Source organism: Janthinobacterium salmonicoloratum, assembly GCF_051380845.1.
Classification (GTDB): Bacteria; Pseudomonadota; Gammaproteobacteria; order Burkholderiales; family Burkholderiaceae_D; genus Janthinobacterium; species Janthinobacterium lividum_F.
The window spans coordinates 334,141-357,014 of sequence record NZ_JBNYXV010000002.1 but is presented as its reverse complement, the minus strand read 5'-3'; the positions used below and the strand labels follow the sequence as shown (position 1 = coordinate 357,014).

At 58.1% G+C, this 22,874-nt stretch carries 16 protein-coding genes and 4 tRNA genes; 19 read left to right on the top strand and 1 reads right to left on the bottom strand.

All coding sequences use genetic code 11. The features are described from left to right. Positions 1 to 66: 66 nt before the first annotated feature. The 17 genes from ACQ4WY_RS14770 (at position 67) to rpoC (ending at position 20,180) form a co-directional block, all read left to right on the top strand. Positions 67 to 1,218: a class I SAM-dependent methyltransferase gene (locus ACQ4WY_RS14770; protein WP_436504718.1), complete on the top strand. Its 1,152-nt coding sequence runs from the start codon at positions 67 to 69 to the stop codon at positions 1,216 to 1,218. Positions 1,219 to 1,367: 149 nt separating this feature from the next. Next, a complete protein-coding gene (locus tag ACQ4WY_RS14765; protein WP_436504717.1) occupies positions 1,368 to 2,462 on the top strand; it encodes a J domain-containing protein in 1,095 nt (364 codons plus the stop codon). Positions 2,463 to 2,525: 63 nt separating this feature from the next. Beyond that, entirely contained in the window at positions 2,526 to 4,121 is a 1,596-nt protein-coding gene (locus ACQ4WY_RS14760; protein ID WP_436504716.1) for a DUF3369 domain-containing protein, read from the top strand. A gap of 133 nt (positions 4,122 to 4,254) precedes the next feature. Continuing rightward, a complete protein-coding gene (locus tag ACQ4WY_RS14755; RefSeq protein ID WP_353659187.1) occupies positions 4,255 to 5,901 on the top strand; it encodes a tetratricopeptide repeat-containing response regulator in 1,647 nt (548 codons plus the stop codon). Positions 5,902 to 6,134: 233 nt separating this feature from the next. Then, a tRNA-Tyr gene (locus ACQ4WY_RS14750) sits at positions 6,135 to 6,219 on the top strand. A 62-nt stretch (positions 6,220 to 6,281) separates the two neighbouring features. Then, positions 6,282 to 6,355 (top strand) — tRNA-Gly (locus ACQ4WY_RS14745). 43 nt (positions 6,356 to 6,398) lie between these two features. Continuing rightward, positions 6,399 to 6,473 (top strand) — tRNA-Thr (locus tag ACQ4WY_RS14740). 88 nt (positions 6,474 to 6,561) lie between these two features. Beyond that, positions 6,562 to 7,752 carry an elongation factor Tu gene (gene tuf / locus ACQ4WY_RS14735; protein ID WP_034753125.1) on the top strand — a complete coding sequence of 397 codons (1,191 nt, stop codon included), beginning with the start codon at positions 6,562 to 6,564 and terminating at the stop codon, positions 7,750 to 7,752. A 66-nt stretch (positions 7,753 to 7,818) separates the two neighbouring features. Continuing rightward, positions 7,819 to 7,894, top strand: a tRNA-Trp gene (locus tag ACQ4WY_RS14730). Between the two features lie 32 nt (positions 7,895 to 7,926). Then, the gene (gene secE, locus ACQ4WY_RS14725; RefSeq protein WP_010394308.1) at positions 7,927 to 8,310 is read left to right on the top strand and encodes a preprotein translocase subunit SecE; all 384 of its coding nucleotides are present in this window, start codon (positions 7,927 to 7,929) and stop codon (positions 8,308 to 8,310) included. Further along, complete coding sequence (gene nusG / locus ACQ4WY_RS14720; protein WP_307779525.1) at positions 8,310 to 8,936, top strand: transcription termination/antitermination protein NusG; 627 nt, start codon at positions 8,310 to 8,312, stop codon at positions 8,934 to 8,936. Before secE ends, nusG begins: the two co-directional genes overlap by 1 nt. A 115-nt stretch (positions 8,937 to 9,051) precedes the next feature. After that, positions 9,052 to 9,486 carry a 50S ribosomal protein L11 gene (gene rplK / locus ACQ4WY_RS14715; RefSeq protein WP_034753131.1) on the top strand — a complete coding sequence of 145 codons (435 nt, stop codon included), beginning with the start codon at positions 9,052 to 9,054 and terminating at the stop codon, positions 9,484 to 9,486. Then, positions 9,486 to 10,181: a 50S ribosomal protein L1 gene (gene rplA / locus ACQ4WY_RS14710; protein ID WP_034753134.1), complete on the top strand. Its 696-nt coding sequence runs from the start codon at positions 9,486 to 9,488 to the stop codon at positions 10,179 to 10,181. Before rplK ends, rplA begins: the two co-directional genes overlap by 1 nt. A gap of 319 nt (positions 10,182 to 10,500) precedes the next feature. Beyond that, complete coding sequence (gene rplJ, locus ACQ4WY_RS14705) at positions 10,501 to 11,040, top strand: 50S ribosomal protein L10 (protein ID WP_034753621.1); 540 nt, start codon at positions 10,501 to 10,503, stop codon at positions 11,038 to 11,040. Between the two features lie 67 nt (positions 11,041 to 11,107). Beyond that, entirely contained in the window at positions 11,108 to 11,479 is a 372-nt protein-coding gene (rplL, locus tag ACQ4WY_RS14700) for a 50S ribosomal protein L7/L12 (RefSeq protein ID WP_010394320.1), read from the top strand. 244 nt (positions 11,480 to 11,723) lie between these two features. Further along, positions 11,724 to 15,830 (top strand): DNA-directed RNA polymerase subunit beta, encoded by a 4,107-nt coding sequence (gene rpoB, locus ACQ4WY_RS14695; protein WP_353659186.1) that lies wholly within the window; start codon positions 11,724 to 11,726, stop codon positions 15,828 to 15,830. 108 nt (positions 15,831 to 15,938) lie between these two features. Continuing rightward, on the top strand, positions 15,939 to 20,180 hold the full coding sequence (gene rpoC, locus ACQ4WY_RS14690) for a DNA-directed RNA polymerase subunit beta' (protein ID WP_034753138.1): 4,242 nt from the start codon (positions 15,939 to 15,941) through the stop codon (positions 20,178 to 20,180). 351 nt (positions 20,181 to 20,531) lie between these two features. On the opposite strand, the gene ACQ4WY_RS14685 is transcribed toward rpoC, so the two are convergent. Continuing rightward, positions 20,532 to 21,128 carry a hypothetical protein gene (locus ACQ4WY_RS14685; protein WP_436504715.1) on the bottom strand — a complete coding sequence of 199 codons (597 nt, stop codon included), beginning with the start codon at positions 21,126 to 21,128 and terminating at the stop codon, positions 20,532 to 20,534. 190 nt (positions 21,129 to 21,318) lie between these two features. Between ACQ4WY_RS14685 and ACQ4WY_RS14680 the strand changes: the two genes are divergently transcribed. Together ACQ4WY_RS14680 and ACQ4WY_RS14675 are read left to right on the top strand one after the other, a co-directional pair. After that, positions 21,319 to 21,951 (top strand): ArsR family transcriptional regulator, encoded by a 633-nt coding sequence (locus tag ACQ4WY_RS14680; RefSeq protein ID WP_353659184.1) that lies wholly within the window; start codon positions 21,319 to 21,321, stop codon positions 21,949 to 21,951. Positions 21,952 to 22,027: 76 nt separating this feature from the next. Then, positions 22,028 to 22,867, top strand: a complete 840-nt coding sequence (locus tag ACQ4WY_RS14675) for an HDOD domain-containing protein (protein ID WP_353660906.1) — start codon at positions 22,028 to 22,030, stop codon at positions 22,865 to 22,867. Positions 22,868 to 22,874: the final 7 nt, after the last annotated feature.

Here is a 22,874-nt window from a genome sequence, read left to right as displayed (position 1 = left end):
CCTGGCCGCCATGGCCCTCATAGCCGACACTGGCGCCGCGGCCCGCCGATTCGCTACAATGCGGGTATGTCTCTTCCCGCACCCGATAGCGACGCGCTGGCCGCGTCCCATGCCTTGCAGCACCTGATTGCCGCCGAAATCGCGCGCAATGACGGCGCCATTCCCTTTGTCCGCTTCATGGAGCTGGCGCTGTATGCGCCTGATCTCGGCTATTACAGCGGCGGCGCCGCCAAGCTGGGCAAAGATGGCGATTTTACAACCGCGCCGGAGATTTCGCCCCTGTTCGGCGCCACCTTGGCCCATGTGGCAGCCGCTATTATGGCGCAAACGGCTCCGCGCATCCTCGAATTCGGCGCCGGCACGGGCAAGCTGGCCTTTGATATCCTGACGGAAGCGGCGCATGCTGGCATCGCTGTGGAACAATATGCGATCGTCGAATTGTCCGGCGAATTGCGCGCGCGCCAGGAGCTGGCGCTGGCCGCCTTCCCGCAAGTGGTGTGGCTCGACGGCTTCCCCGACAGTTTCGAGGGCGCCGTGTTCGGCAATGAAGTGCTCGACGCCATGCCCGTCAACCTGATCAGCAAGACGCCCGCCGGCTGGTGCGAACTCGATGTCAGCATCGCCGACGGCCAGTTCGTGTTTGTCGAACGCCCGGCCGGCGCCGACGTCGCCGCGCAGATCGCCGCCCAGGTGCCGGATGCCGATGCCTTGCCGGTCGGCTATGTCAGCGAGATCCACGGCGTGGCCTGCGGCTTCATGCGCTCGCTGGCGCGCATGCTGACCAATGGCAAGGGCGGCGCGGCCGTGCTGTTCGACTATGGTTTCCCTGCGCATGAGTATTATCTGGACTTGCGCGCCACGGGCACCCTGATGTGCCATTACCGACATCACGCCCATGCGGAACCGTTTTACCTGCCCGGCTTGCAGGACATCACGGCCCACGTCGATTTCACAGCCATGGCGGTGGCGGCGCAGGATGCGGGTCTCGATGTGCTCGCCTACATGAACCAGGCGTCCTTCCTGCTGGGCGCGGGCATCGGCGACTTGCTGCTGCGCACCGATCCGGAGCACGTCAAGACTTACCTGCCGCAGGCCAGCGCCGTGCAAAAGCTGGTGTCGCCGGCCGAGATGGGGGAATTGTTCAAGGTGCTGGTGGTGGGGCACCAGGTGGCGTTGCCGGAAGTCCTGTTGTCCAGCGACCGCAGTCACCGCTTGTAAGCGCCTGCAATATCAAGGCAGGGCGGTGTCGCCCTGCAATTTCCTGTCCGCCGGTGGTTATTATCTTGTCATATCGTATATGATGACCGACACAGCACGGTTCCATCCTGCAAGAACCCGTCGCCGCGCACCGATTTCAAGATAGAACGATGGGAAAGATACATACACACTATGACAACCTGAAAGTGGCGCGCCTGGCGCCGCAGGAAGTCATACGTGCCGCGTACAAAGCCCTCAGCCAGAAATACCACCCGGACAAGAATCCCGGCGACGAAAAGGCCGCCCGCATCATGGCGATCCTCAACAGCGCCTATGGCACCTTGTCCGATCCACAACGCCGCAAGGAGCACGATGAGTGGATCGCTGCCGAGGAGTGGGAAATCGAATGGCTGGAAAGCACCCACCACGAAGAAGGCAAGACCCGCGATGGCCGCGCGAAAGGCCATGGCCAGCCGCATGAACACAACTGGGCGCAGGATGTGCCGCCGCCGAAGGGCAAGCCGCGGCGCGGCCTGCAGCCCGTCTGGCGCAACTGGCGCTGGTGGCTGAGTTTGCTTGTCTGCCTGCTGCTGGGCTGGCTGGGTGCCTTGCTGATGCTCGATACTTCCCAACCCATGCCTGCCGCGCTGGCATCGGCCTGGAGCGGGCTGGCCCGCGATGGCGCCAAACTCCATGCAGAAACGGCCACGTCAGCGGCCAGTGCCGCGCCGGCGCCATCGAAAGGCGAGGCCGTGGCAGTCGATAGCTGGGCGGTGGGCAAGCCGTATGCGCCCGAACTCCCGCAAGCGAAGACGCCCGAGATCCGCGTGCTGGCCGTGACCCAGCTGAGCCTGAAAGCCATCCAGCCCGCCTGCGATGGGGCAGACAAGGCCGAGTCCGCATCGCTGGTGGCGCCGAATGGCGAACCCTGGCCGGACCATTCCGGCTATGTCGATGGATTCCCGATCGGTAACAAGGGCGAGGAGCTGGCCGTCAGCATCGACAACAGCAGCAATGCCGCGCCCGTGTTCGTCAAACTGTATGACACGGAGCGGCGCTCGAACGTGCGCTACCTGTACATCCTCGCTAACGACAAGCTGCTGGTGGAACAGCTCAGCGCAGGCAAGTATGAAGTGCGCTACCAGGCCGTCGGGCCGGGCCAGGACAAGTGTGGCGGCACCACGCGCGGCGGTGCATCGGCACCAGCGCCGGCGCCGGTCGTTGGCGACGGTGGTACGCAGAATCCTGTTGTAAGCAGCATCTAATCTGATTATGCTTGATATGCGTCAACGCAGCGTCCACATCGAACTTATCCATTAGGAGTATTCATGACCGACCTCAAAGCCGATGCAGATGATAACTGGCTGCTCGACGAGGATGAGCCGGTGGCCAGTCCTGCCGGGCTGGCCGCGCCCGACCAGCGCCTGTGGCGTGTCTTGATCGTCGACGATGATGTGGATGTGCATGCGGTCACGCGGCTGGCGCTGCGCAATGTCAGTTTCAAGGGGCGCGAACTGGAACTGTTCTCCGCCTACAGCGGCCGCGAAGCGTATGACATCCTGCGCGACACGCCCGATATCGCGCTGGTGCTGCTCGACGTAGTGATGGAAACGGATGACGCCGGACTGATCCTGGCCAAGCGCATCCGCGCCGACCTGAACAACTCCATCGTGCGCGTCGTGCTGCGCACGGGCCAGCCGGGCCAGGCGCCCGAGCAGCGCGTCATCATCGAATACGACATCAACGATTACAAGGCCAAGACGGAACTGACGACGCAAAAGCTGTTTACCACCGTCATCTCGGCCCTGCGCGCCTACGAGAGCCTGATGATGCTTGAGCGCAGCCGCATCGGCCTGGGCAAGATACTCGCCGGTGCCACTAATCTGTACCAGATCCATTCCTTGCGCGAATTCGCTTCCGGCGTGCTCAACCAGGTCAGCGCCATCCTCGACGTGGGCGCCGACGGCGTGCTGTGCCTGATGCAGGGCGGCGCCGGGCGTCCCGAGGTGGTCGCCGCCACGGGCACGTATGCCGTGCTGGCCGAGTCGGAAGCCCTGCCGGCCGACCATGCGCTCACCCCCACCATCGACAAGGCGTTTGCGGAAAAGCGCAGCCAGTTCGAGCATCCGGCCAATGTGCTGTTCATCCATACGGAAGGCAACCGCGAGCTGGCCATCTCCGTCACGCCACCGTGGCCGCTGGCGCAGATCCAGCGCGACTTGCTGGAAGTGTTTTGCCAGCGCATCGCCGCCGCCTTTGACAACCTGTACATGTTCGGCCAGCTGCGCAAGGCGCAGGAAGCGACCGTGGTGGCGCTGGCCGACCTGGCCGAATTCCGCGACAGCGACACGGGCGGCCACGTGCGGCGGGTGCAACAATTGTCCGACGCCATCGCCCGGCGCATGCAGCAGCGCGGCGTGTACCCGGACGAGCTGACGCCGCAATTGCTCGACATGATCGGCCTGGCCAGCATCCTGCACGACGTGGGCAAGGTGGCCACGCCGGATGCCGTGCTGCTCAAGCCGGGCAAGCATACGGACGAGGAGCGGGCGCAGATGCAGCTGCATGCCAGCGTCGGGCGCACCATCCTCGAGCGGGCCGCCAACATGGTCGACGGCGTCAGCTACCTGACATATGGCGCGCAGATCGCCGGCGGCCACCACGAGCATTTCGATGGCGCCGGCTATCCGAATGGCCTCAAGGGGCACGACATTCCCGTGGCCGCGCGCATCGTCGCCGTGGTCGACGTCTTCGATGCCTTGCTGCACGAGCGGCCCTACAAGGAACCGTGGCCGTATCCGCAAGTGCGCGAATACATCGAACAGCGCAGCGGCAGCCAGTTCGATCCGGAAGTGGTGACGACGCTGCTGGAGCTGATCGACCACGAGCCGCAACTGTGGCATCCGGAGCACGCCGTCGCTTGAGTAGCAACTGCGTTGGCATTTTTCGGTGCGCCGCCATTCCCTTGTGCGCGGCGCCGTCATATACTCGGCAGCCTCATGCTGGCTGGCGCCACGCACCAGTGTGGCGCGCCGCGGAGTTTTCGGACATCACGACATGAAAGAACTCAAGGGCCTTAGCGCACTGATCATCGAGCCGCATCCGGGCATGCGTGCCAGCCTGCACAATATGCTCAACCTGTGCGGCCTGGCGAAGATCGATGACGCGGCCAGCTCGGGCCAGGCGATCCGCATGCTGGGCAGCAAATCGTATGATTTGATCCTGTGCGAATACGATCTCGATGGCGGGCAGGATGGCCAGCAGATGCTGGAAGACTTGCGTCACCACAAATTGATGCACGCGTCGACCATGTTTTTCATGGTGACGGGCGAAGGCAGCTTCGCCAAGGTGGTCAGCGCTGTCGAACTGCTGCCCACCGATTACATCCTCAAACCGTTCACTGCTGACAACATGCTCGAGCGTATTGGCCGCGCGCTGGACAAGCGCAATGCCTTCGTGCCCGTGTATGAGTTGATCGACGTGGGCAATGAGCGCGCGGCGATTGCCGCCTGCGCCGAGGGCGCCAGCCTGTATCCCCGCTACGCCACCGATTTTCTGCGCCTGCGCGCGGAACTGCACCTGCTGCTGGGCGAGGCGGCCGACGCCGAGCCGATCTACGCCGCCCTGTACGAAGCCAAGTCCATCGGCTGGGCGCGCCTGGGGCAGGCCAAGACGCAATTTCTGCTGGGCGAGTACGAAGCGGCGCAGGGCACCCTGGAAGGGCTGCTGGAAAACAACAAGCGCTTTCTCGACGCGTATGACTGGCTGGCGCGCACGCACTTGGCGCAAGGCAAGCCTGAACTGGCGCAGGCGGCCCTGAGCGAAGCGGTGGCCCTGTCACCGCACGCCGTGCGCCGCTTGCGCCGCCTGGGCGAGGCGGCCCTGGCGGCAGACGATATCGAGATGGCGGAAAAATCCCTCAAGTTGGTCGTCAGCAAGGCCAAGTATTCGGAATTCCGCGATCCGGAAGACCATGTGCGCCTGGTGCAGACGCTGGTGCGCAAGGGCGATCCACTGCAGGTGGGCGCCGTGATCCGCGACCTCGACAAGTCGATGGGCGGGCAAAAGAACGCGGAACTGTGCAGTGCCCTGTGCAGCGCCATGCTGCATGCGCATACGGGCAACGAGGAGCGCCTGCAGCAATCGCTGGACGCGGCCCTGGCCGCCAACCGCCACAGCGTGGGCGGCTCGAACATGCTGAAAACCGAACTGGCGCGCCACTGCCTGGCGCATGGACGCGAGGATGGCGCGGCCGAGGTGATGCGTGAAGTCATGCGCAATGCGCCCGACAGTGCGGCCATGACGCGCGCCATGGCCGTGTTCGAGCTGGCTGGGCGCGAAGAGCTGGCCAAGGCGCTGGCGCGGCAAAGCCGCCAGGAAGTGGCCGACATGGTGGCGGCTGGTGCGGCCAAGGCGGGAGAAGGCGATTTCCGCGGCGCCGTCGATCTGATGGGGGAAGCCGTCACGCGCCTGCCCGACAATCCGCAAGTGGTCTTCAATGCGGCCGTGGCCGTACTGAAATGCCTGGAACACGAAGGCTGGGATGAGCGCATGGGGCAGCAGGCACTGACTTTTATTGCCGGCGTGCGCCGTCTGGACCCGCGCAACCCCAAATTGCCCGTGCTGTCGGGCCTGCATCAGCAGTTATTGCGTAAATATAAGCCTCTGGGCAACTCCTGGATGCATCCGCCTGACGCCCGGTAAAAGGGAGAAATGCGGGGCGAATGACGGGAAAATGCGGCTTACAGGCAGGGTGCATAAAAAAATGCGAAAAAAAGTCGACTTTTTCGCGCCAACCCTTGCACATTCTCAAATCGGGAGCTTATAATCACGCCCCGAAGCAGCCAACTTCTTCTTTATACGCAAATGCAGCAGTCAGGCATCAGTAAATAAGGTTGACAGTTGTGAGTAGATGCTTCATACTCTGCGGTTCCCGCGGAGGGGTGGCCGAGTGGTTAAAGGCGACAGACTGTAAATCTGTTCTCTATGAGTACGCTGGTTCGAATCCAGCCCCCTCCACCAAGTTTTTGCAAGGAAAACTGGGTAGTAGCAAAAGTAAGTGAAGATAAAGTGAACGATACCTCGCGGGTGTAGCTCAATGGTAGAGCAGAAGCCTTCCAAGCTTACGACGAGGGTTCGATTCCCTTCACCCGCTCCAGTTTCCGTTCAGATGCTTGATGCATCGCATGCAACAAATTACAGCCCTTGTAGCTCAGTGGTAGAGCACTCCCTTGGTAAGGGAGAGGCCACGTGTTCGATCCACGTCAAGGGCACCAGAATTCGCAGCAGGCAGCACAGAAGCAATTCAAACCAGACCGTCGGGCGTGTGCCTGAGCAATCTAATCAAATCATTAGGAGTTCAAAATGGCAAAAGGTAAATTCGAACGGACCAAGCCGCACGTCAACGTCGGCACCATCGGCCACGTCGACCACGGTAAAACCACGCTGACCGCTGCAATCGCAACGGTTCTGTCGAAGAAATTCGGCGGCGAAGCTAAAGCATACGACCAGATCGATGCAGCACCAGAAGAAAAAGCGCGCGGTATTACGATTAACACCGCCCACGTCGAGTACGAAACGGAAACGCGTCACTACGCGCACGTTGACTGCCCAGGCCACGCCGATTACATCAAAAACATGATTACCGGTGCTGCCCAGATGGACGGCGCGATCCTGGTGTGCTCCGCAGCTGACGGCCCAATGCCACAGACCCGCGAACACATCCTGCTGGCCCGTCAAGTTGGCGTTCCATACATCATCGTGTTCCTGAACAAGTGCGACCTGGTCGACGATGCAGAGCTGCTGGAACTGGTTGAAATGGAAGTGCGCGAGCTGTTGTCGAAGTACGAATTCCCAGGCGACGACCTGCCAATCATCAAAGGTTCGGCACGTATGGCGCTGGAAGGCAAAGAAGGCGAAATGGGCGTTGACGCAGTGCTGCGTCTGGCCGATGCGCTGGATGCTTACATCCCAACGCCAGAGCGCGCTGTTGATGGTGCATTCCTGATGCCAGTAGAAGACGTGTTCTCGATCTCGGGTCGCGGTACCGTTGTGACCGGTCGTATCGAGCGCGGCATTGTTAAAGTCGGCGAAGAGATTGAAATCGTCGGTATCACCGATACCGTCAAAACGACTTGCACCGGCGTGGAAATGTTCCGCAAACTGCTGGACCAAGGTCAAGCAGGCGACAACGTTGGTCTGCTGCTGCGCGGCACCAAGCGTGAAGACGTGCAACGTGGTCAAGTTCTGGCGAAGCCAGGCTCGATCAAGCCGCATGCTCACTTCACCGGCGAGATCTATGTTCTGTCGAAAGACGAAGGCGGCCGTCATACGCCATTCTTCAACAACTATCGTCCACAGTTCTACTTCCGTACGACGGACGTAACCGGTTCGATCGAGTTGCCAGCAGATAAAGAAATGGTCATGCCAGGCGATAACGTGTCGATCACCGTCAAGCTGATCAACCCGATCGCGATGGAAGAAGGTCTGCGCTTCGCTATCCGTGAAGGCGGCCGTACCGTCGGCGCCGGCGTGGTTGCAAAAATCCTCGCATAAGGAAATGTTATGCTTCCACCCGGGGCGTCCTGGGTGGTAGAATAGCACTCCTCGAAAGTTTTACGTAGGGACGTAGCTCAATTGGCAGAGCGTCGGTCTCCAAAACCGAAGGTTGGGGGTTCGATGCCCTCCGTCCCTGCCACCGTCAAGGTGCAGGGCACCGAAAGTAGAAAAATGTCAAATCAATCCGTGCAAACCGTTAGCACGTCGAGTGACAAGATAAAAGTCGCGCTGGCAATAGTGGCTGCGATTGCAGGAGTAGTCGGGTTTTATTACCTGGCAGGCCAACCAGCTCTGGTGCGTGCAAGCGCGCTTGTGGCTGGTTTGGTTATTGCTGTTGCGCTCTTGTATGTCTCGACGACCGGCCGTGAATTTCTCAATTTCGCCAAAGAAGCTGTGCGCGAAACCAAGAAAGTCGTTTGGCCTACCCGCAAAGAAGCCACGCAGATTACTGCGATCGTGTTTGCCTTTGTGCTGGTCATGGCGATTTTCCTGTGGGGTACGGATAAATTGCTCGAGTTTTTGTTGTATGACGTAATTCTGGGTTGGAAAAAATAATGAGCGAAAATGTGCATGATGAAGCGGCGGACGAGTCCGTTCCGGGCGACGCTCCGGTAGCGGATGCTGGTGCAGCGCTGAGCGTGCCAGTAAGCAGCAAGCGCTGGTATGTCGTGCATGCTTATTCCGGCATGGAAAAAAGCGTCATGCGCGCACTGACCGAGCGCATCGAGCGCGCGGGCATGCAAGACCAGTTCGGCCAGATCCTGGTGCCGATCGAAGAAGTGGTTGAAGTCAAGAATGGTGTGAAGTCCGTCACCGAACGTCGTTTCTATCCTGGCTATGTGCTGGTTGAAATGGAAATGACGGACGAGAGCTGGCACTTGGTCAAGAACACCAGCAAGGTTACCGGTTTCATTGGTGGCAAGTCGAACAAGCCGACGCCGATCTCCGCGCGCGAAATCGACGGCATCATGAAGCAGATGCAAGAGGGTGTTGAAAAGCCCCGTCCAAAAACCTTGTACGAGGTGGGCGAGCAAGTACGCATCAAGGATGGTCCGTTCACCGACTTCAACGGCAATGTCGAAGAAGTCAACTACGAGAAATCCAAAGTACGCGTCTCGGTCACGATTTTCGGCCGCGCTACTCCGGTAGAGCTCGAATTCGGCCAGGTCGAAAAAGTTTAAGCATTAGCAAGCGCCACCAGGAGCGTTGCGGCAGTCTCAGCAAAATCCGGTCAGAGGAGCCCCGCCAGGGTAGGATCGGCGGGGCGCTACTACTCAATCCAAGATAGGAGCCATCATGGCAAAGAAAATCATTGGTTTTATCAAGCTGCAAGTGCCAGCTGGTAAAGCAAACCCGTCCCCACCAATCGGTCCAGCTCTGGGTCAACGTGGTCTGAACATCATGGAATTCTGCAAGGCCTTCAATGCACAGACCCAAGGTCTGGAGCCAGGCATGCCGATTCCAGTCGTGATCACCGCGTTTGCGGACAAGTCCTTCACGTTCGTGATGAAGACGCCTCCAGCAACCTACCTGATCAAAAAAGCTGCTGCGATCACCAAAGGTTCGCCGAAGCCACATACCGACAAAGTCGGTACGCTGACCCGCGCACAAGCTGAAGAAATCGCTAAATTGAAAACCCCTGATCTGACCGCTGCCGACATGGATGCTGCTGTACGCACCATCGCTGGTTCCGCTCGTTCGATTGGTATCACGGTGGAAGGTGTTGTATAATGGCTAAGTTATCCAAACGTATCAAGGCTTTGAAAGCCAAAGTCGACCGTACCAAAGTGTACGCTTTCGACAACGCTGTCGCTCTGATCAAAGAGTGCGCAACGGCCAAGTTCAATGAATCGATCGACGTATCGGTACAACTGGGTGTTGATCCTAAGAAATCCGACCAAGTGGTGCGCGGCTCCGTCGTGCTGCCAGCTGGTACCGGCAAAACCGTACGCGTGGCAGTATTCGCGTCGGGCGAAAAAGCGGAAGCTGCTAAAGCAGCTGGCGCCGACATCGTTGGTATGGAAGACCTGGCTGAGCAGATCAAAGCCGGCGACATGCCTTTCGACATCGTTATCGCTTCGCCAGATACCATGCGTATCGTTGGTACCCTGGGTCAGATCCTGGGCCCACGCGGCATGATGCCTAACCCGAAAGTTGGCACTGTTACTCCTGACGTCGCTACCGCCGTGAAAAACGCGAAAGCCGGTCAAGTTCAGTACCGTACCGACAAATCCGGTATCATCCACGCTACCATCGGCCGTAAATCGTTCGCTGACGCAGATCTGAAGTCGAATCTGGTCGCACTGATCGACGCACTGAACAAAGCCAAGCCAGCATCGAGCAAAGGCGTGTACCTGCGCAAAGTTTCGCTGTCGTCGACCATGGGCGCTGGCGTCCGTGTTGACCAGGCTAGCCTGGCAGCTTAAGTAACAGAATCAAGTCCCACGCGCCTTCGGGCGCTGTGGGCGCATCTTTGGGCTGTCGGCCCGGTGTTCGCACCAGGCCGGCAGACAATCAAAGACCGTTGGGCCGACTGTGATCGCACATGCAGAAGGTTAATAGGCTTGCCGGCAACGGCAAGTGCCCAACGCAGATGGTGTACCCGAACAAGTTTTGTAGTCCTCATGCTGCGTGAATCCATCCGCTCAGTTTAGTACTTCTTGACTTCGGACGCCGTGTTCGAACCGATGCAAGGCGCTCAACCACTCGGTTGTGATTGCCGAACATCATTTAAGGAGGTTGACCGTGAGTCTCAATCTGAATGACAAAAAGGCCGTCGTCGCCGAAGTTTCCGCACAAGTAGCAAATGCGCAAACGATCGTCGTGGCCGAATATCGTGGCATCCAGGTTGGTCACTTGACGCAACTGCGTGCTAAAGCGCGTGCCCAAGGCGTGTACCTGCGTGTGTTGAAAAACACTCTGGCTCGTCGCTCCGTTGAAGGTACCGCATTCGCCAGCCTGGCAGATGCCATGACCGGCCCGTTGATCTACTCGATCTCGGCCGATGCCGTTGCAGCAGCTAAAGTCATCGCTGACTTCGCTAAAACCAACGACAAACTGGTCATCAAAGCAGGTAACTACGCAGGCAAGCCGCTGGATACAGCTGCTGTCACCGCGTTGGCGAGCATTCCTAGCCGTGAAGTCCTCATTTCGCAGTTGTTGGGCGTTATGCTGGCTCCGGTTTCGGGCTTTGCACGTGGTCTGGCTGCCCTGGCAGCGAAAAAAGGCGAAGGCGCCGAAGCTCCTGCAGAAGCAGCAGCAGAAGAAGCCCCAGCAGCCGCTTAATTGCGCGCGCTTTTTTCTCTCAGTACCAATCTGATGTAACTAACGTAATAAATTTAGGAGTTTCAAAATGGCAATTAGCAAAGACGATATCCTGGAAGCAGTTAGCGCCATGTCCGTAATGGACCTGAACGACCTGGTTAAAGCATTCGAAGAAAAATTCGGCGTGTCCGCAGCAGCAATGGCTTCGGCCGGTCCTGCAGCAGGCCCAGCAGCAGCTGCTGAAGAGCAAACCGAATTCAACGTCATCCTGGACAGCTTCGGCGCAAACAAAGTTGGCGTCATTAAAGCAGTTCGCGAAATCACCGGCCTGGGCTTGAAAGAAGCTAAAGACCTGGTCGATGGCGCACCAAAAACTGTGAAAGAAGCAGTGTCGAAAGCTGACGCTGAAGCAGCACAGAAGAAACTGGTAGAAGCCGGCGCAACCGCTTCGATCAAGTAATATCTGTACCGGCGGCAGTTAGCGCCCGAGTCAAAGTCTGAGGTTTCCCCTCGCAAGGGGGGAAATCCGACTTTGGCTCCTTTGTCGTCTGCATCGTATTTGTCATGTAGTTGTAGCAGCAGTTTTTATTCGATTCAAGCCGGAAAGCAGAGCCTTGAGGTTTCGTCTGTGTCACACGCAGCGGTGCAAACGAACACTTGCAAAACCTGAATTTTCTATCCTTTCTGTCACTCACGGAGTGTCCATGCACTACTCATTTACTGAGAAGAAACGCATTCGCAAATCATTCGCGAAGCGCGCCAACGTTCACCACGTTCCGTTCCTGCTGGCGACCCAGCTCGAGTCTTATCATAGCTTCTTGCAAGAGGACATAGCACCGTCTGGCCGCAAGAATGATGGCCTGCAGTCGGCTTTCACTTCGATTTTCCCTATCGTGTCGCACAATGGTTTTGCGCGTCTCGAATTCTTGTCGTACGTTCTGGGCGATCCTGCCTTTGACGTCAAAGAATGTCAACAACGTGGCCTGACGTTCGCGTCGCCGCTGCGCGCGAAAGTGCGCCTGGTGATCCTGGACAAGGAATCGCCAACCAAGCCCGTCGTCAAAGAGATGAAGGAACAGGAAGTCTACATGGGCGAATTGCCGCTCATGACGACTACCGGTTCGTTTGTGATCAACGGCACGGAGCGGGTTATCGTTTCCCAGCTGCACCGTTCGCCTGGCGTGTTCTTCGAGCACGACCGCGGCAAGACCCACTCGTCCGGTAAACTGCTGTTCTCCGCGCGTATCATTCCTTACCGCGGTTCGTGGCTGGACTTCGAGTTCGACCCGAAAGACATCCTGTTCTTCCGCGTCGACCGCCGCCGCAAGATGCCAGTCACGATCTTGCTCAAAGCCATCGGCATGTCGCACGAGCAAATCCTGGCGAACTTCTTCGTCTTCGACAATTTCAACCTGCGCTCCGAAGGCGCGGAAATGGAATTCGTCTCCGAGCGTCTGCGCGGCGAAGTGGCGCGTTTCGACATCGTCGACAAGTCGGGCAAGACCCTGGTGCTGAAAGACAAGCGTATCAACGCGAAACACGTGCGTGATATCGAAGCTGCCGGCATCAAGCACATTTCCGTACCGGAAGACTACCTGCTGGGCCGCGTATTGGCGAAGAACATCGTCGATGGCGACACCGGCGAAGTCGTCGCAAGCGCGAACGATGAGCTGACCGAAGACCTGTTGGGCCGTTTGCGCGATGCCAACATTTCCGAAATCCAGACCTTGTACACCAACGACCTGGATCAGGGCGCCTACATCTCGCAAACCCTGCGCATCGACGACACCGCCGACCAGATGGCTGCGAAAGTGGCGATCTACCGCATGATGCGTCCAGGCGAACCGCCAACGGAAGATTCCGTTGAAGCGCTGTTCAATGGCCTGTTCTACAACTCGGACCGCTACGACCTGTCGGCCGTGGGCCGCATGAAGTTCAACCGCCGCATTGGCCGCGATGAACTGACCGGCGCCATGACCCTGTCGAACGAAGACGTGCTGGCCGTGATCAAGATCCTGGTGGAACTGCGCAATGGCCGCGGCGAAGTCGACGATATCGATCACCTGGGTAACCGTCGCGTACGTTGCGTGGGCGAACTGGCCGAGAATCAATTCCGCGCCGGCCTGGTGCGTGTTGAGCGCGCCGTCAAGGAACGCCTCGGCCAAGCCGAAGCGGACAACCTGATGCCGCACGACCTGATCAACTCGAAGCCGATTTCGGCCGCGATTCGCGAGTTCTTCGGTTCGTCCCAGCTGTCGCAGTTTATGGACCAAACCAATCCTCTGTCGGAAATTACCCACAAGCGCCGCGTATCGGCTCTGGGACCCGGCGGTCTGACACGCGAACGCGCTGGCTTTGAAGTGCGCGACGTGCATCCGACCCACTACGGCCGCGTCTGCCCGATCGAGACACCGGAAGGTCCGAACATTGGTCTGATCAACTCGCTGGCTCTGTATGCCCGCCTGAATGAATACGGCTTCCTGGAAACCCCGTACCGCAAGGTCGAAGGCTCCAAGATTACCGATCAGATCGACTACCTGTCCGCCATCGAAGAAGGCCGCTACATCATCGCTCAGGCGAATGCGACCATCAATGACGCCGGCATGCTGTCCGATGAACTGGTCTCGGCCCGTGAAGCTGGCGAAACCATCCTGGTCTCCCCGGAGCGCATCCAGTACATGGACGTGGCGCCAGGCCAGATCGTTTCCGTCGCTGCCTCGCTGATTCCGTTCCTCGAACACGATGATGCAAACCGTGCATTGATGGGCGCCAACATGCAACGCCAGGCTGTGCCTTGCTTGCGTCCTGAAAAAGCGCTGGTCGGTACCGGTATCGAACGCACCGTTGCGGTCGACTCGGGCACCACCGTGCAAGCCTTGCGTGGCGGTATCGTCGATTACATCGATGCGGGCCGTGTCGTGATTCGCGTTAACGATGACGAAGCTACCGCTGGTGAAGTGGGCGTCGACATCTACAACCTGATCAAGTACACCCGTTCGAACCAGAACACCAACATCAACCAGCGTCCTATCGTGCAAGTGGGCGACCGTGTTGCCAAGCGCGACGTGATCGCCGACGGCGCATCGACCGACCTGGGTGAATTGGCGCTGGGCCAGAACATGACCGTGGCTTTCATGCCATGGAATGGTCTGAACTTCGAAGATTCGATCCTGATCTCGGAAAACGTCGTCAAGGACGACCGCTACACCTCGATTCACATCGAAGAGTTGTCGGTGGTTGCCCGTGATACGAAACTGGGCGCGGAAGAAATTACGCGCGACATCTCGAACCTGGCTGAAAATCAGCTGGCACGTCTGGATGAGTCCGGTATCGTCTACATCGGCGCTGAAGTCCAGGCCGGCGACACCCTGGTCGGTAAAGTGACGCCAAAAGGCGAAACCCAGCTGACCCCGGAAGAGAAGCTGCTGCGCGCGATTTTCGGCGAAAAAGCTTCGGACGTGAAAGATACGTCGCTGCGCGTGCCTTCGGGCATGATCGGTACCGTGATCGACGTGCAAGTCTTCACCCGTGAAGGCATCGTGCGCGACAAACGCGCCCAGCAAATTATCGATGACGAACTGAAACGCTTCCGTCTGGATCTGAACGACCAGATGCGTATCGTGGAAGGCGATGCCTTCCAGCGTCTGGAAAAAATGCTGATCGGCAAAGTTGTCAACGGCGGCCCTAAAAAGCTGGCCAAAGGCGCCAAGATCACCAAGGATTACCTGGCCGATCTGGACAAATACCACTGGTTCGACATCCGCCCTGCGGACGACGATGCAGCGGTAGCGCTGGAAGCGATCAAGGAATCGATCAACGAGAAGCGTCACCAGTTCGATCTGGCCTTCGAAGAGAAGCGCAAGAAACTGACGCAAGGCGATGAGCTGCAACCAGGCGTGCAAAAAATGGTCAAGGTGTACCTGGCCGTGAAACGCCGCCTGCAGTCGGGCGACAAGATGGCAGGTCGCCACGGTAACAAGGGTGTGGTTTCCCGTATTGTTCCTGTGGAAGACATGCCATACATGGCCGACGGCACGCCAGCCGACGTTGTGCTGAACCCGCTGGGCGTTCCTTCGCGGATGAACGTTGGTCAGATTCTCGAGACTCACTTGGGCTGGGCTGCCAAGGGTCTGGGTATCCGCATCGGCGAAATGCTGAAGGCGCAAACCAAGGTCGAGCAAGTGCGCAAGTACCTGACGACGATCTACAACGACAACGGCCGCGCGGAAGATCTGGATAACTTCGACGACGAAGAGATCATGAAGCTGGCGGAAAACCTGAAAAAAGGTGTTCCATTCGCCACGCCAGTGTTCGACGGCGCCAATGAAGAAGAGATCCGCCGCATGCTGGACCTGGCGTATCCGGACGACATCGCCAAGAACCTGGGCATGACCGCTTCGAAAAACCAGGTGACCATGTATGACGGTCGCACCGGTGAAGCGTTCGAACGCAAGGTCACTGTCGGCGTCATGCACATGCTGAAACTGCATCACTTGGTGGATGACAAGATGCATGCGCGTTCGACCGGTCCTTACTCGCTGGTGACGCAACAGCCACTGGGCGGTAAAGCCCAGTTCGGTGGTCAGCGTTTCGGTGAGATGGAAGTCTGGGCACTGGAAGCGTATGGCGCGTCGTATGTCTTGCAAGAGATGTTGACCGTCAAGTCCGATGACGTGAATGGCCGTACCAAAGTGTACGAGAACCTCGTCAAGGGCGACCACGTGATCGACGCCGGCATGCCGGAATCGTTCAACGTGCTGGTCAAGGAAATCCGTTCGCTGGGTATCGATATCGACCTCGAACGCAACTAAACGACAGGACCTGTCATTTGGTTTGGGAAACACAAAGCCCGGCTGGGAAACCACGCCGGGCAATGTAGTCTCAGGAATATAGAAATTTAATCACCTCTGGAGTGATACATGAAAGCACTGCTCGATCTATTCAAGCAAGTACAGACCAACGAGACCTTCGATGCAATCAAGATCGGTCTCGCTTCGCCTGAGAAAATCCGTTCGTGGTCCTACGGCGAAGTCAAGAAGCCGGAAACCATCAACTACCGTACCTTCAAACCTGAGCGCGATGGCCTGTTCTGCGCCAAGATCTTTGGCCCGATCAAGGATTACGAATGCCTGTGCGGCAAGTACAAGCGCCTGAAACACCGCGGCGTGATCTGCGAAAAGTGCGGCGTCGAAGTTACGCTGGCCAAAGTGCGCCGCGAGCGCATGGGCCACATCGAGCTGGCTTCGCCTACCGCGCACATCTGGTTCCTGAAGTCGCTGCCGTCGCGTCTGGGCATGGTCCTGGACATGACCCTGCGGGACATCGAACGCGTGCTGTACTTTGAAGCATACGTCGTGACCGATCCAGGCATGACTCCGCTGAAGAAGTGCCAGATCATGTCGGAAGACGACTACGCCGCCAAGTACGAAGAGTACGGCGACGACTTCACCGCCTTCATGGGCGCCGAAGGTATCCGTGAACTGCTGCGCTCGATCGACATCCACCGCGATGCCGAAACCCTGCGCGTGGAACTGAAGGAATCGAAATCCGAAGCCAAGATCAAGAAATACGCGAAGCGCCTGAAAGTGCTGGAAGCGTTCCAACGTTCGGGCATCAAGCCTGACTGGATGATCATGGAAGTGCTGCCAGTGCTGCCGCCGGAACTGCGTCCGCTGGTACCGCTGGATGGTGGCCGTTTCGCGACCTCGGATCTGAACGATCTGTATCGCCGCGTCATCAACCGTAACAACCGTCTGAAACGCCTGATGGAGCTGCGCGCTCCAGAGATCATCACGCGCAACGAAAAGCGCATGCTGCAAGAAGCAGTCGATTCGCTGCTGGACAACGGCCGTCGCGGCAAAGCGATGACCGGCGCCAACAAGCGTCCGCTGAAATCGCTGGCAGAGATGATCAAGGGCAAGGGCGGTCGTTTCCGTCAAAACTTGCTGGGCAAACGCGTCGATTACTCCGGTCGTTCGGTCATCGTCGTGGGCCCGCAATTGAAACTGCATCAGTGCGGCTTGCCGAAACTGATGGCGCTGGAACTGTTCAAACCATTCATTTTCAATAAACTGGAACTGATGGGTCTGGCTACCACGATCAAGGCAGCGAAAAAGCTGGTCGAGATTCAAGAGCCGGTCGTGTGGGACATCCTGGAAGACGTGATCCGTGAACATCCGATCATGTTGAACCGCGCACCTACGCTGCACCGTCTGGGTATCCAGGCTTTCGAGCCAGTCCTGATTGAAGGCAAGGCCATCCAGTTGCACCCACTCGTCTGCGCCGCATTCAACGCCGACTTTGACGGTGACCAAATGGCGGTCCACGTTCCTCTGTCGATCGAAGCGCAGATGGAAGCACGCACTTTGATGCTGGCATCGAACAACATCCTGTTCCCATCGAACGGCGAACCGTCGATCGTTCCTTCCCAGGATATCGTGTTGGGTCTGTACTACGCGACCCGCGAAGCAATCAATGCGAAGAACGAAGGGATGATGTTCCCTGACGTATCGGAAGTGATCCGCGCCTACGACAACAAGGAAGTCGAACTGACGACCCGCGTTACCGTGCGTATTACCGAATACCCGAAAAACGCCGAAACGGGCGAATTCGAGAAAACGGTAACGCGTTACGAAACGACGATCGGCCGTGCGATCCTGTCGGAAATTCTGCCTAAAGGCTTGCCGTTCTCCGTCCTGAACCGCGCGCTGAAAAAGAAAGAAATTTCCAAGCTGATCAACACGTCGTTCCGCAAATGCGGCCTGCGCGCCACCGTGGTGTTCGCAGACAAACTGATGCAATCGGGTTTCCGCCTGGCGACACGCGCCGGTATCTCGATCTGCGTCGACGACATGCTGGTACCGCCTCAAAAAGTTACCCTGATCGCGACGGCCGAATCGGAAGTCAAGCAGATCGAACAGCAATACGCCTCGGGTCTCGTGACCGCCGGCGAGCGTTACAACAAGGTAGTCGATATCTGGGGCAAGACCTCGGATGAAGTCGGCAAGGCCATGATGGACCAGCTCAAAGTCGAAGACGTGATCCGCCGCGACGGCACCAAGTCGACGCAAGAATCGTTCAACGCCATTTACATGATGGCCGACTCCGGCGCGCGCGGTTCCGCAGCCCAGATTCGTCAGTTGGCCGGTATGCGTGGTCTGATGGCCAAACCGGATGGCTCGATTATCGAAACGCCGATTACCGCGAACTTCCGCGAAGGTCTGAACGTTTTGCAGTACTTCATTTCGACCCACGGTGCGCGTAAAGGTCTGGCCGATACGGCGCTGAAAACGGCTAACTCCGGTTACCTGACGCGTCGTCTGGTTGACGTGACGCAAGACTTGGTGGTGATCGAGGACGATTGCGGCACCATGAACGGCGCCGTCATGAAGGCACTGGTCGAAGGTGGTGAAGTCATCGAACCGTTGCGTGACCGTATCCTCGGCCGCGTTGTGGTGCATGACGTCGTCAATCCTGAAACCCAGGAAACGCTGTACGAAGCCGGCACCCTGATGGATGAAGACATGGTCGAAGAGATCGAGCGTCTGTCCATCGATGAAGTCAAGGTCCGCACGCCACTGACTTGCGACACGCGCTTCGGCCTGTGCGCCAAGTGCTATGGCCGCGACCTGGGCCGCGGCATGCTGGTCAACGCCGGCGAAGCCGTCGGTGTGGTGGCAGCGCAGTCGATTGGTGAGCCTGGTACCCAGCTGACCATGCGTACGTTCCACATTGGTGGTGCGGCTTCGCGTGCAGCAGTGGCATCGTCGGTGGAAGCCAAGTCGAACGGTACCATCCGCTTCACGGCAACCATGCGTTACGTGACGAACGGCAAGGGCGCGCAAATCGTCATTTCCCGTTCCGGCGAAGTGCTGATTACCGACGACCATGGCCGTGAGCGTGAGCGTCATAAAGTACCGTACGGTGCGACCCTGATCGTCAAGGACGGCATGGTCATCAAGGCCGGTACGGCCCTGGCAACGTGGGATCCGCTGACCCGTCCGATCATTACCGAATACGCCGGTCAAGTGCGTTTCGAGAACGTCGAAGAAGGCGTCACCGTAGCCCGTCAGGTCGACGAAGTGACCGGTCTGTCCACCCTGGTGGCGATCGATGCGAAACGTCGCGGTTCGTTGACGAAAACGTTGCGTCCGCAAGTCAAGCTGATCAACGACGCGAACGAAGAAGTCAAGATCGCCGGCACCGAACACTCGGTGGCGATCGGCTTCCAGGTCGGCGCGCTGATCATGGTCAAGGACGGTCAACAGGTATCGGTGGGTGAAGTGCTGGCACGTATCCCGACCGAATCGCAAAAAACGCGCGATATTACCGGTGGTCTGCCACGCGTTGCTGAACTGTTCGAAGCGCGCTCGCCGAAAGATGCCGGTATGCTGGCGGAAGTCACGGGTACGGTTGCGTTCGGTAAAGAAACCAAGGGCAAGCAGCGTCTGGAAATCACGGACATGGACGGCAACAAGCATGAGTTCTTGATCACCAAGGACAAACAAGTGCTGGTGCATGACGGCCAAGTCGTGAACAAGGGCGAGATGATCGTGGACGGCCCGGCCGATCCGCAAGACATCCTGCGCCTGCTGGGTATCGAAGCGCTGGCACGTTACATCGTTGACGAAGTGCAAGACGTGTACCGTCTGCAAGGCGTGAAGATCAATGACAAGCACATCGAAGTGATCGTGCGTCAGATGCTGCGCCGTGTGCAGATCGTCAATGCCGGCGACACCAACTACATCGTTGGCGAGCAGGTAGAGCGTTCGGAATTGCTGGACGAGAACGATCGCATGGCCGTTGAGAACAAGATTCCAGCGACCTACGAAAACGTCTTGTTGGGTATTACCAAGGCATCGCTGTCGACCGATTCGTTCATCTCGGCCGCATCGTTCCAGGAAACCACCCGCGTGCTGACCGAAGCGGCGATCATGGGCAAGCGCGATGGTTTGCGCGGCCTGAAAGAGAACGTCATCGTTGGCCGTCTGATTCCTGGCGGTACGGGCCTGGCCTTCCACCGCGCACGCAAAGAGAAAGAAGCGTGGGAAGTGGAAGAGCGTCAAGCGCTGCTGCTGGCCGAGAAAGCCTCGATGGCTGGCGAAGCTGCCGAAGCGCTGCAGGATATCGAAACCCAGCAACACCACGGCGACGAAGCGTAATCTGCGCTGCTAGCTGATTTCAAAAAGGCACCTTCGGGTGCCTTTTTTAATCTTTATCAAGCAGCGTACAATTTGTAATTAATTGCAATCGCGTGGATGTCTTCCGCTTTATTTGTCAGGGAATTTGTCATCATTTAATTTGTAAAAATTCCAGGTAGTCGGAAAAAGTTATTACGTATGCCATTCAGCGGTCATTGATTAATTATTTAATTTATTGAATATATTCATCTACGCTGTTCGCTGACCAGAACGGCATCAGGGAGAAATTCCTGATGCCGTTTTTTTATGTCCGTTGCGGCGACCTTCCAGCGCACACGCAAAGAGAAGACAGCGCCCGGGGGCGCCATGGCATCAGCAAGTCTGCAGTATCGAGCGGCACTCGTTTTTGCTTGCATCGTAAAACACATAGACGGCGGCCTCGTCATGAAAATAGCCGTCCACCGTGAGCTGTCCCAGAAATACCAGCGGACCGTGCGCTTCGATGGGCCAGTTCGGCGCTTGCAGCCAACGGGGCGGCTTCTTCGCATAGCGAAATAACTCGAGCAGTTGCGCCCGCAACCACTGCGTCCGTTCACTTTTTTTCGCATGCCGCGGCGCCTTGTCCAGCAGCGCCGCCACATAGGCCAGATCTACATCCAGCCATTTCGGTTGCGCCGCGAGCAAAAGCTCGTGTAGCTGGGTGGGCTTTTCTGAGACGACTACCGGAATATTGGCGGCGTGCAAAAACTCTGCCAGGGCACCTTGCGCGTTCAGCGCGTCTGCCGGATTGCGCAGGTCGAGCGATATCAGATAGTGATACAGCGTGTGCCCCGCATGCGCATATCGGGGGGCCGGCTGCGCCGACAACAGGCGTTCTGTTTCTGCGTCTTTATATAGAAGCTGTTCAAAGGCCGCAGTATCGAGCTGTCCTCCGACAAACCCGATCACGCAGCTGGTGGCTGATGACATACAAGTGCTCCCTGAAAGTACGGTTCGACAACTGCGAGTGTGAGGTGGTCCGCCGGTTTTTCAGATCGACCGGCACCGCGCAAACCATAGCGATTATGCACGATGTCATCACGCAGCCATACTCTGTTGGAGCGTAGAAAAACACGCTTGCCACGCCAATTTCCGGCGCGCTCATGCTAATATCTGGCGCATGATTGCCCAAGCCCTGTTTACTCCCGCCCAGCAGAAACTGCTGGGATTGCTCTTTGTCCGCGTGAATGAAGGCTTTCATTTGAACGAGATCATGCGCTTGACGGGGCTGGGCAGTGCGTCGGCGCAGCGGGAACTGCGCCGCCTGCATGAGTCCGGCCTGATCACTTCGGAGCGGATCGGCAATGTGCGGCGCTTCTGGCCCAACAAGGAAAGCCTCGTATATCCGGAATTGAGCGGACTGGTGCAGAAAACCTTCGGCATCGTCGGCGTGCTCAGTGCGACCCTGGCGCCCTTGCGTGCCCAGCTGCACCTGGCATTCGTGTCGGGCGCCACGGCGAAGGGACAGGACATGCCTGGCAGCGCCATCGATTTGCTGCTGGTGGGCGAAGAAGCTAATTATGGCGATCTGTTGACGGGATTGGCCCCGGCCGAGCGAACCTTAAGGCGTAAAATCAATCCCAACTTATATACGCTGGCCGATTATCGCCGGCGTTTGCGTGAAGGCCAGCCGTTTTTGCTGCAGGTATTGCAGCAGCCGAAGTTGTTTGTCATCGGTGATGAGTCGCTATTACATGCACTGGCATTACCTGATTCTTCATTACAAGCGAATGACATGCCATCTGTATTTTAAAGTGCGGGCCTGGCATTCAATTTATGATGCATGAAGTTATTGGCTAGAAAAATATCTGAGGCAGATTGATCGTATGATGAATAAACTACAGGCTTTCGGTTTAATTGTTTCCCAGGCAGTGCGCGGAGAATTGACGTTTCCCACGAGTGTTAATTCCGCACTGCAATTGCAATTGGCCCTGGCTGAACCGGACTGCCATATCGACCATGCGATCAAGCTGGTATTGGCCGAGCCCTTGCTGGCCGCGCGTACGGTTGCGCTGGCCAACTCGGCCGTGTATAGCCGCGGCGATGTGGCGCCCGTGACCAGCGTGCGCGCCGCCGTCATGCGCATGGGTTACCGCAATCTGTATGCGCTGGTGGCTGCCATGGTGGTGCGCCAGTTCGGCAGCAAGATCATCGACCCCGTCCTGCGCCAGAAGGCGACCCAGCTGTGGGAGCACACGGCGCACGTAGCGGCGCTGGCGCACGTGCTGGCCCGCCGCGTCACGCACGTCGATGCCGACACGGCGCTGTTTGCCGGTATCGTGCATGAGGTGGGCGGCTTTTACCTGTTGTCGCGTGCCGATGAATTCCCCGGCCTGCTCGACGACGATGCGGATCACTGGATGGAGTCCGCCGAAGAGATCATTTCCCGCGAAGTCCTGAAGAAGCTGCGGATCCCGCTGGCCGTGAGCGTAGCCATCGAGGGCTTGCGCGATGGCTTGCTGTCGATCCCGCCTGATTCCCTGCTCGACACCTTATTGTTGGCCAAGCAACTGTCGCCGGTGCCGTCGCCGTTGCAGGTGACGTACGTGGAAATGCTCACCCCCTCCGATTCCGTCATCGATTTCATTATCGACAACGAGACCTTGCAAAGCATCCTGGCCGAATCGGCCGAGGAAGTGCGCTCGATGAGTGCGGCGCTGCTGGTGTAATAGCAAA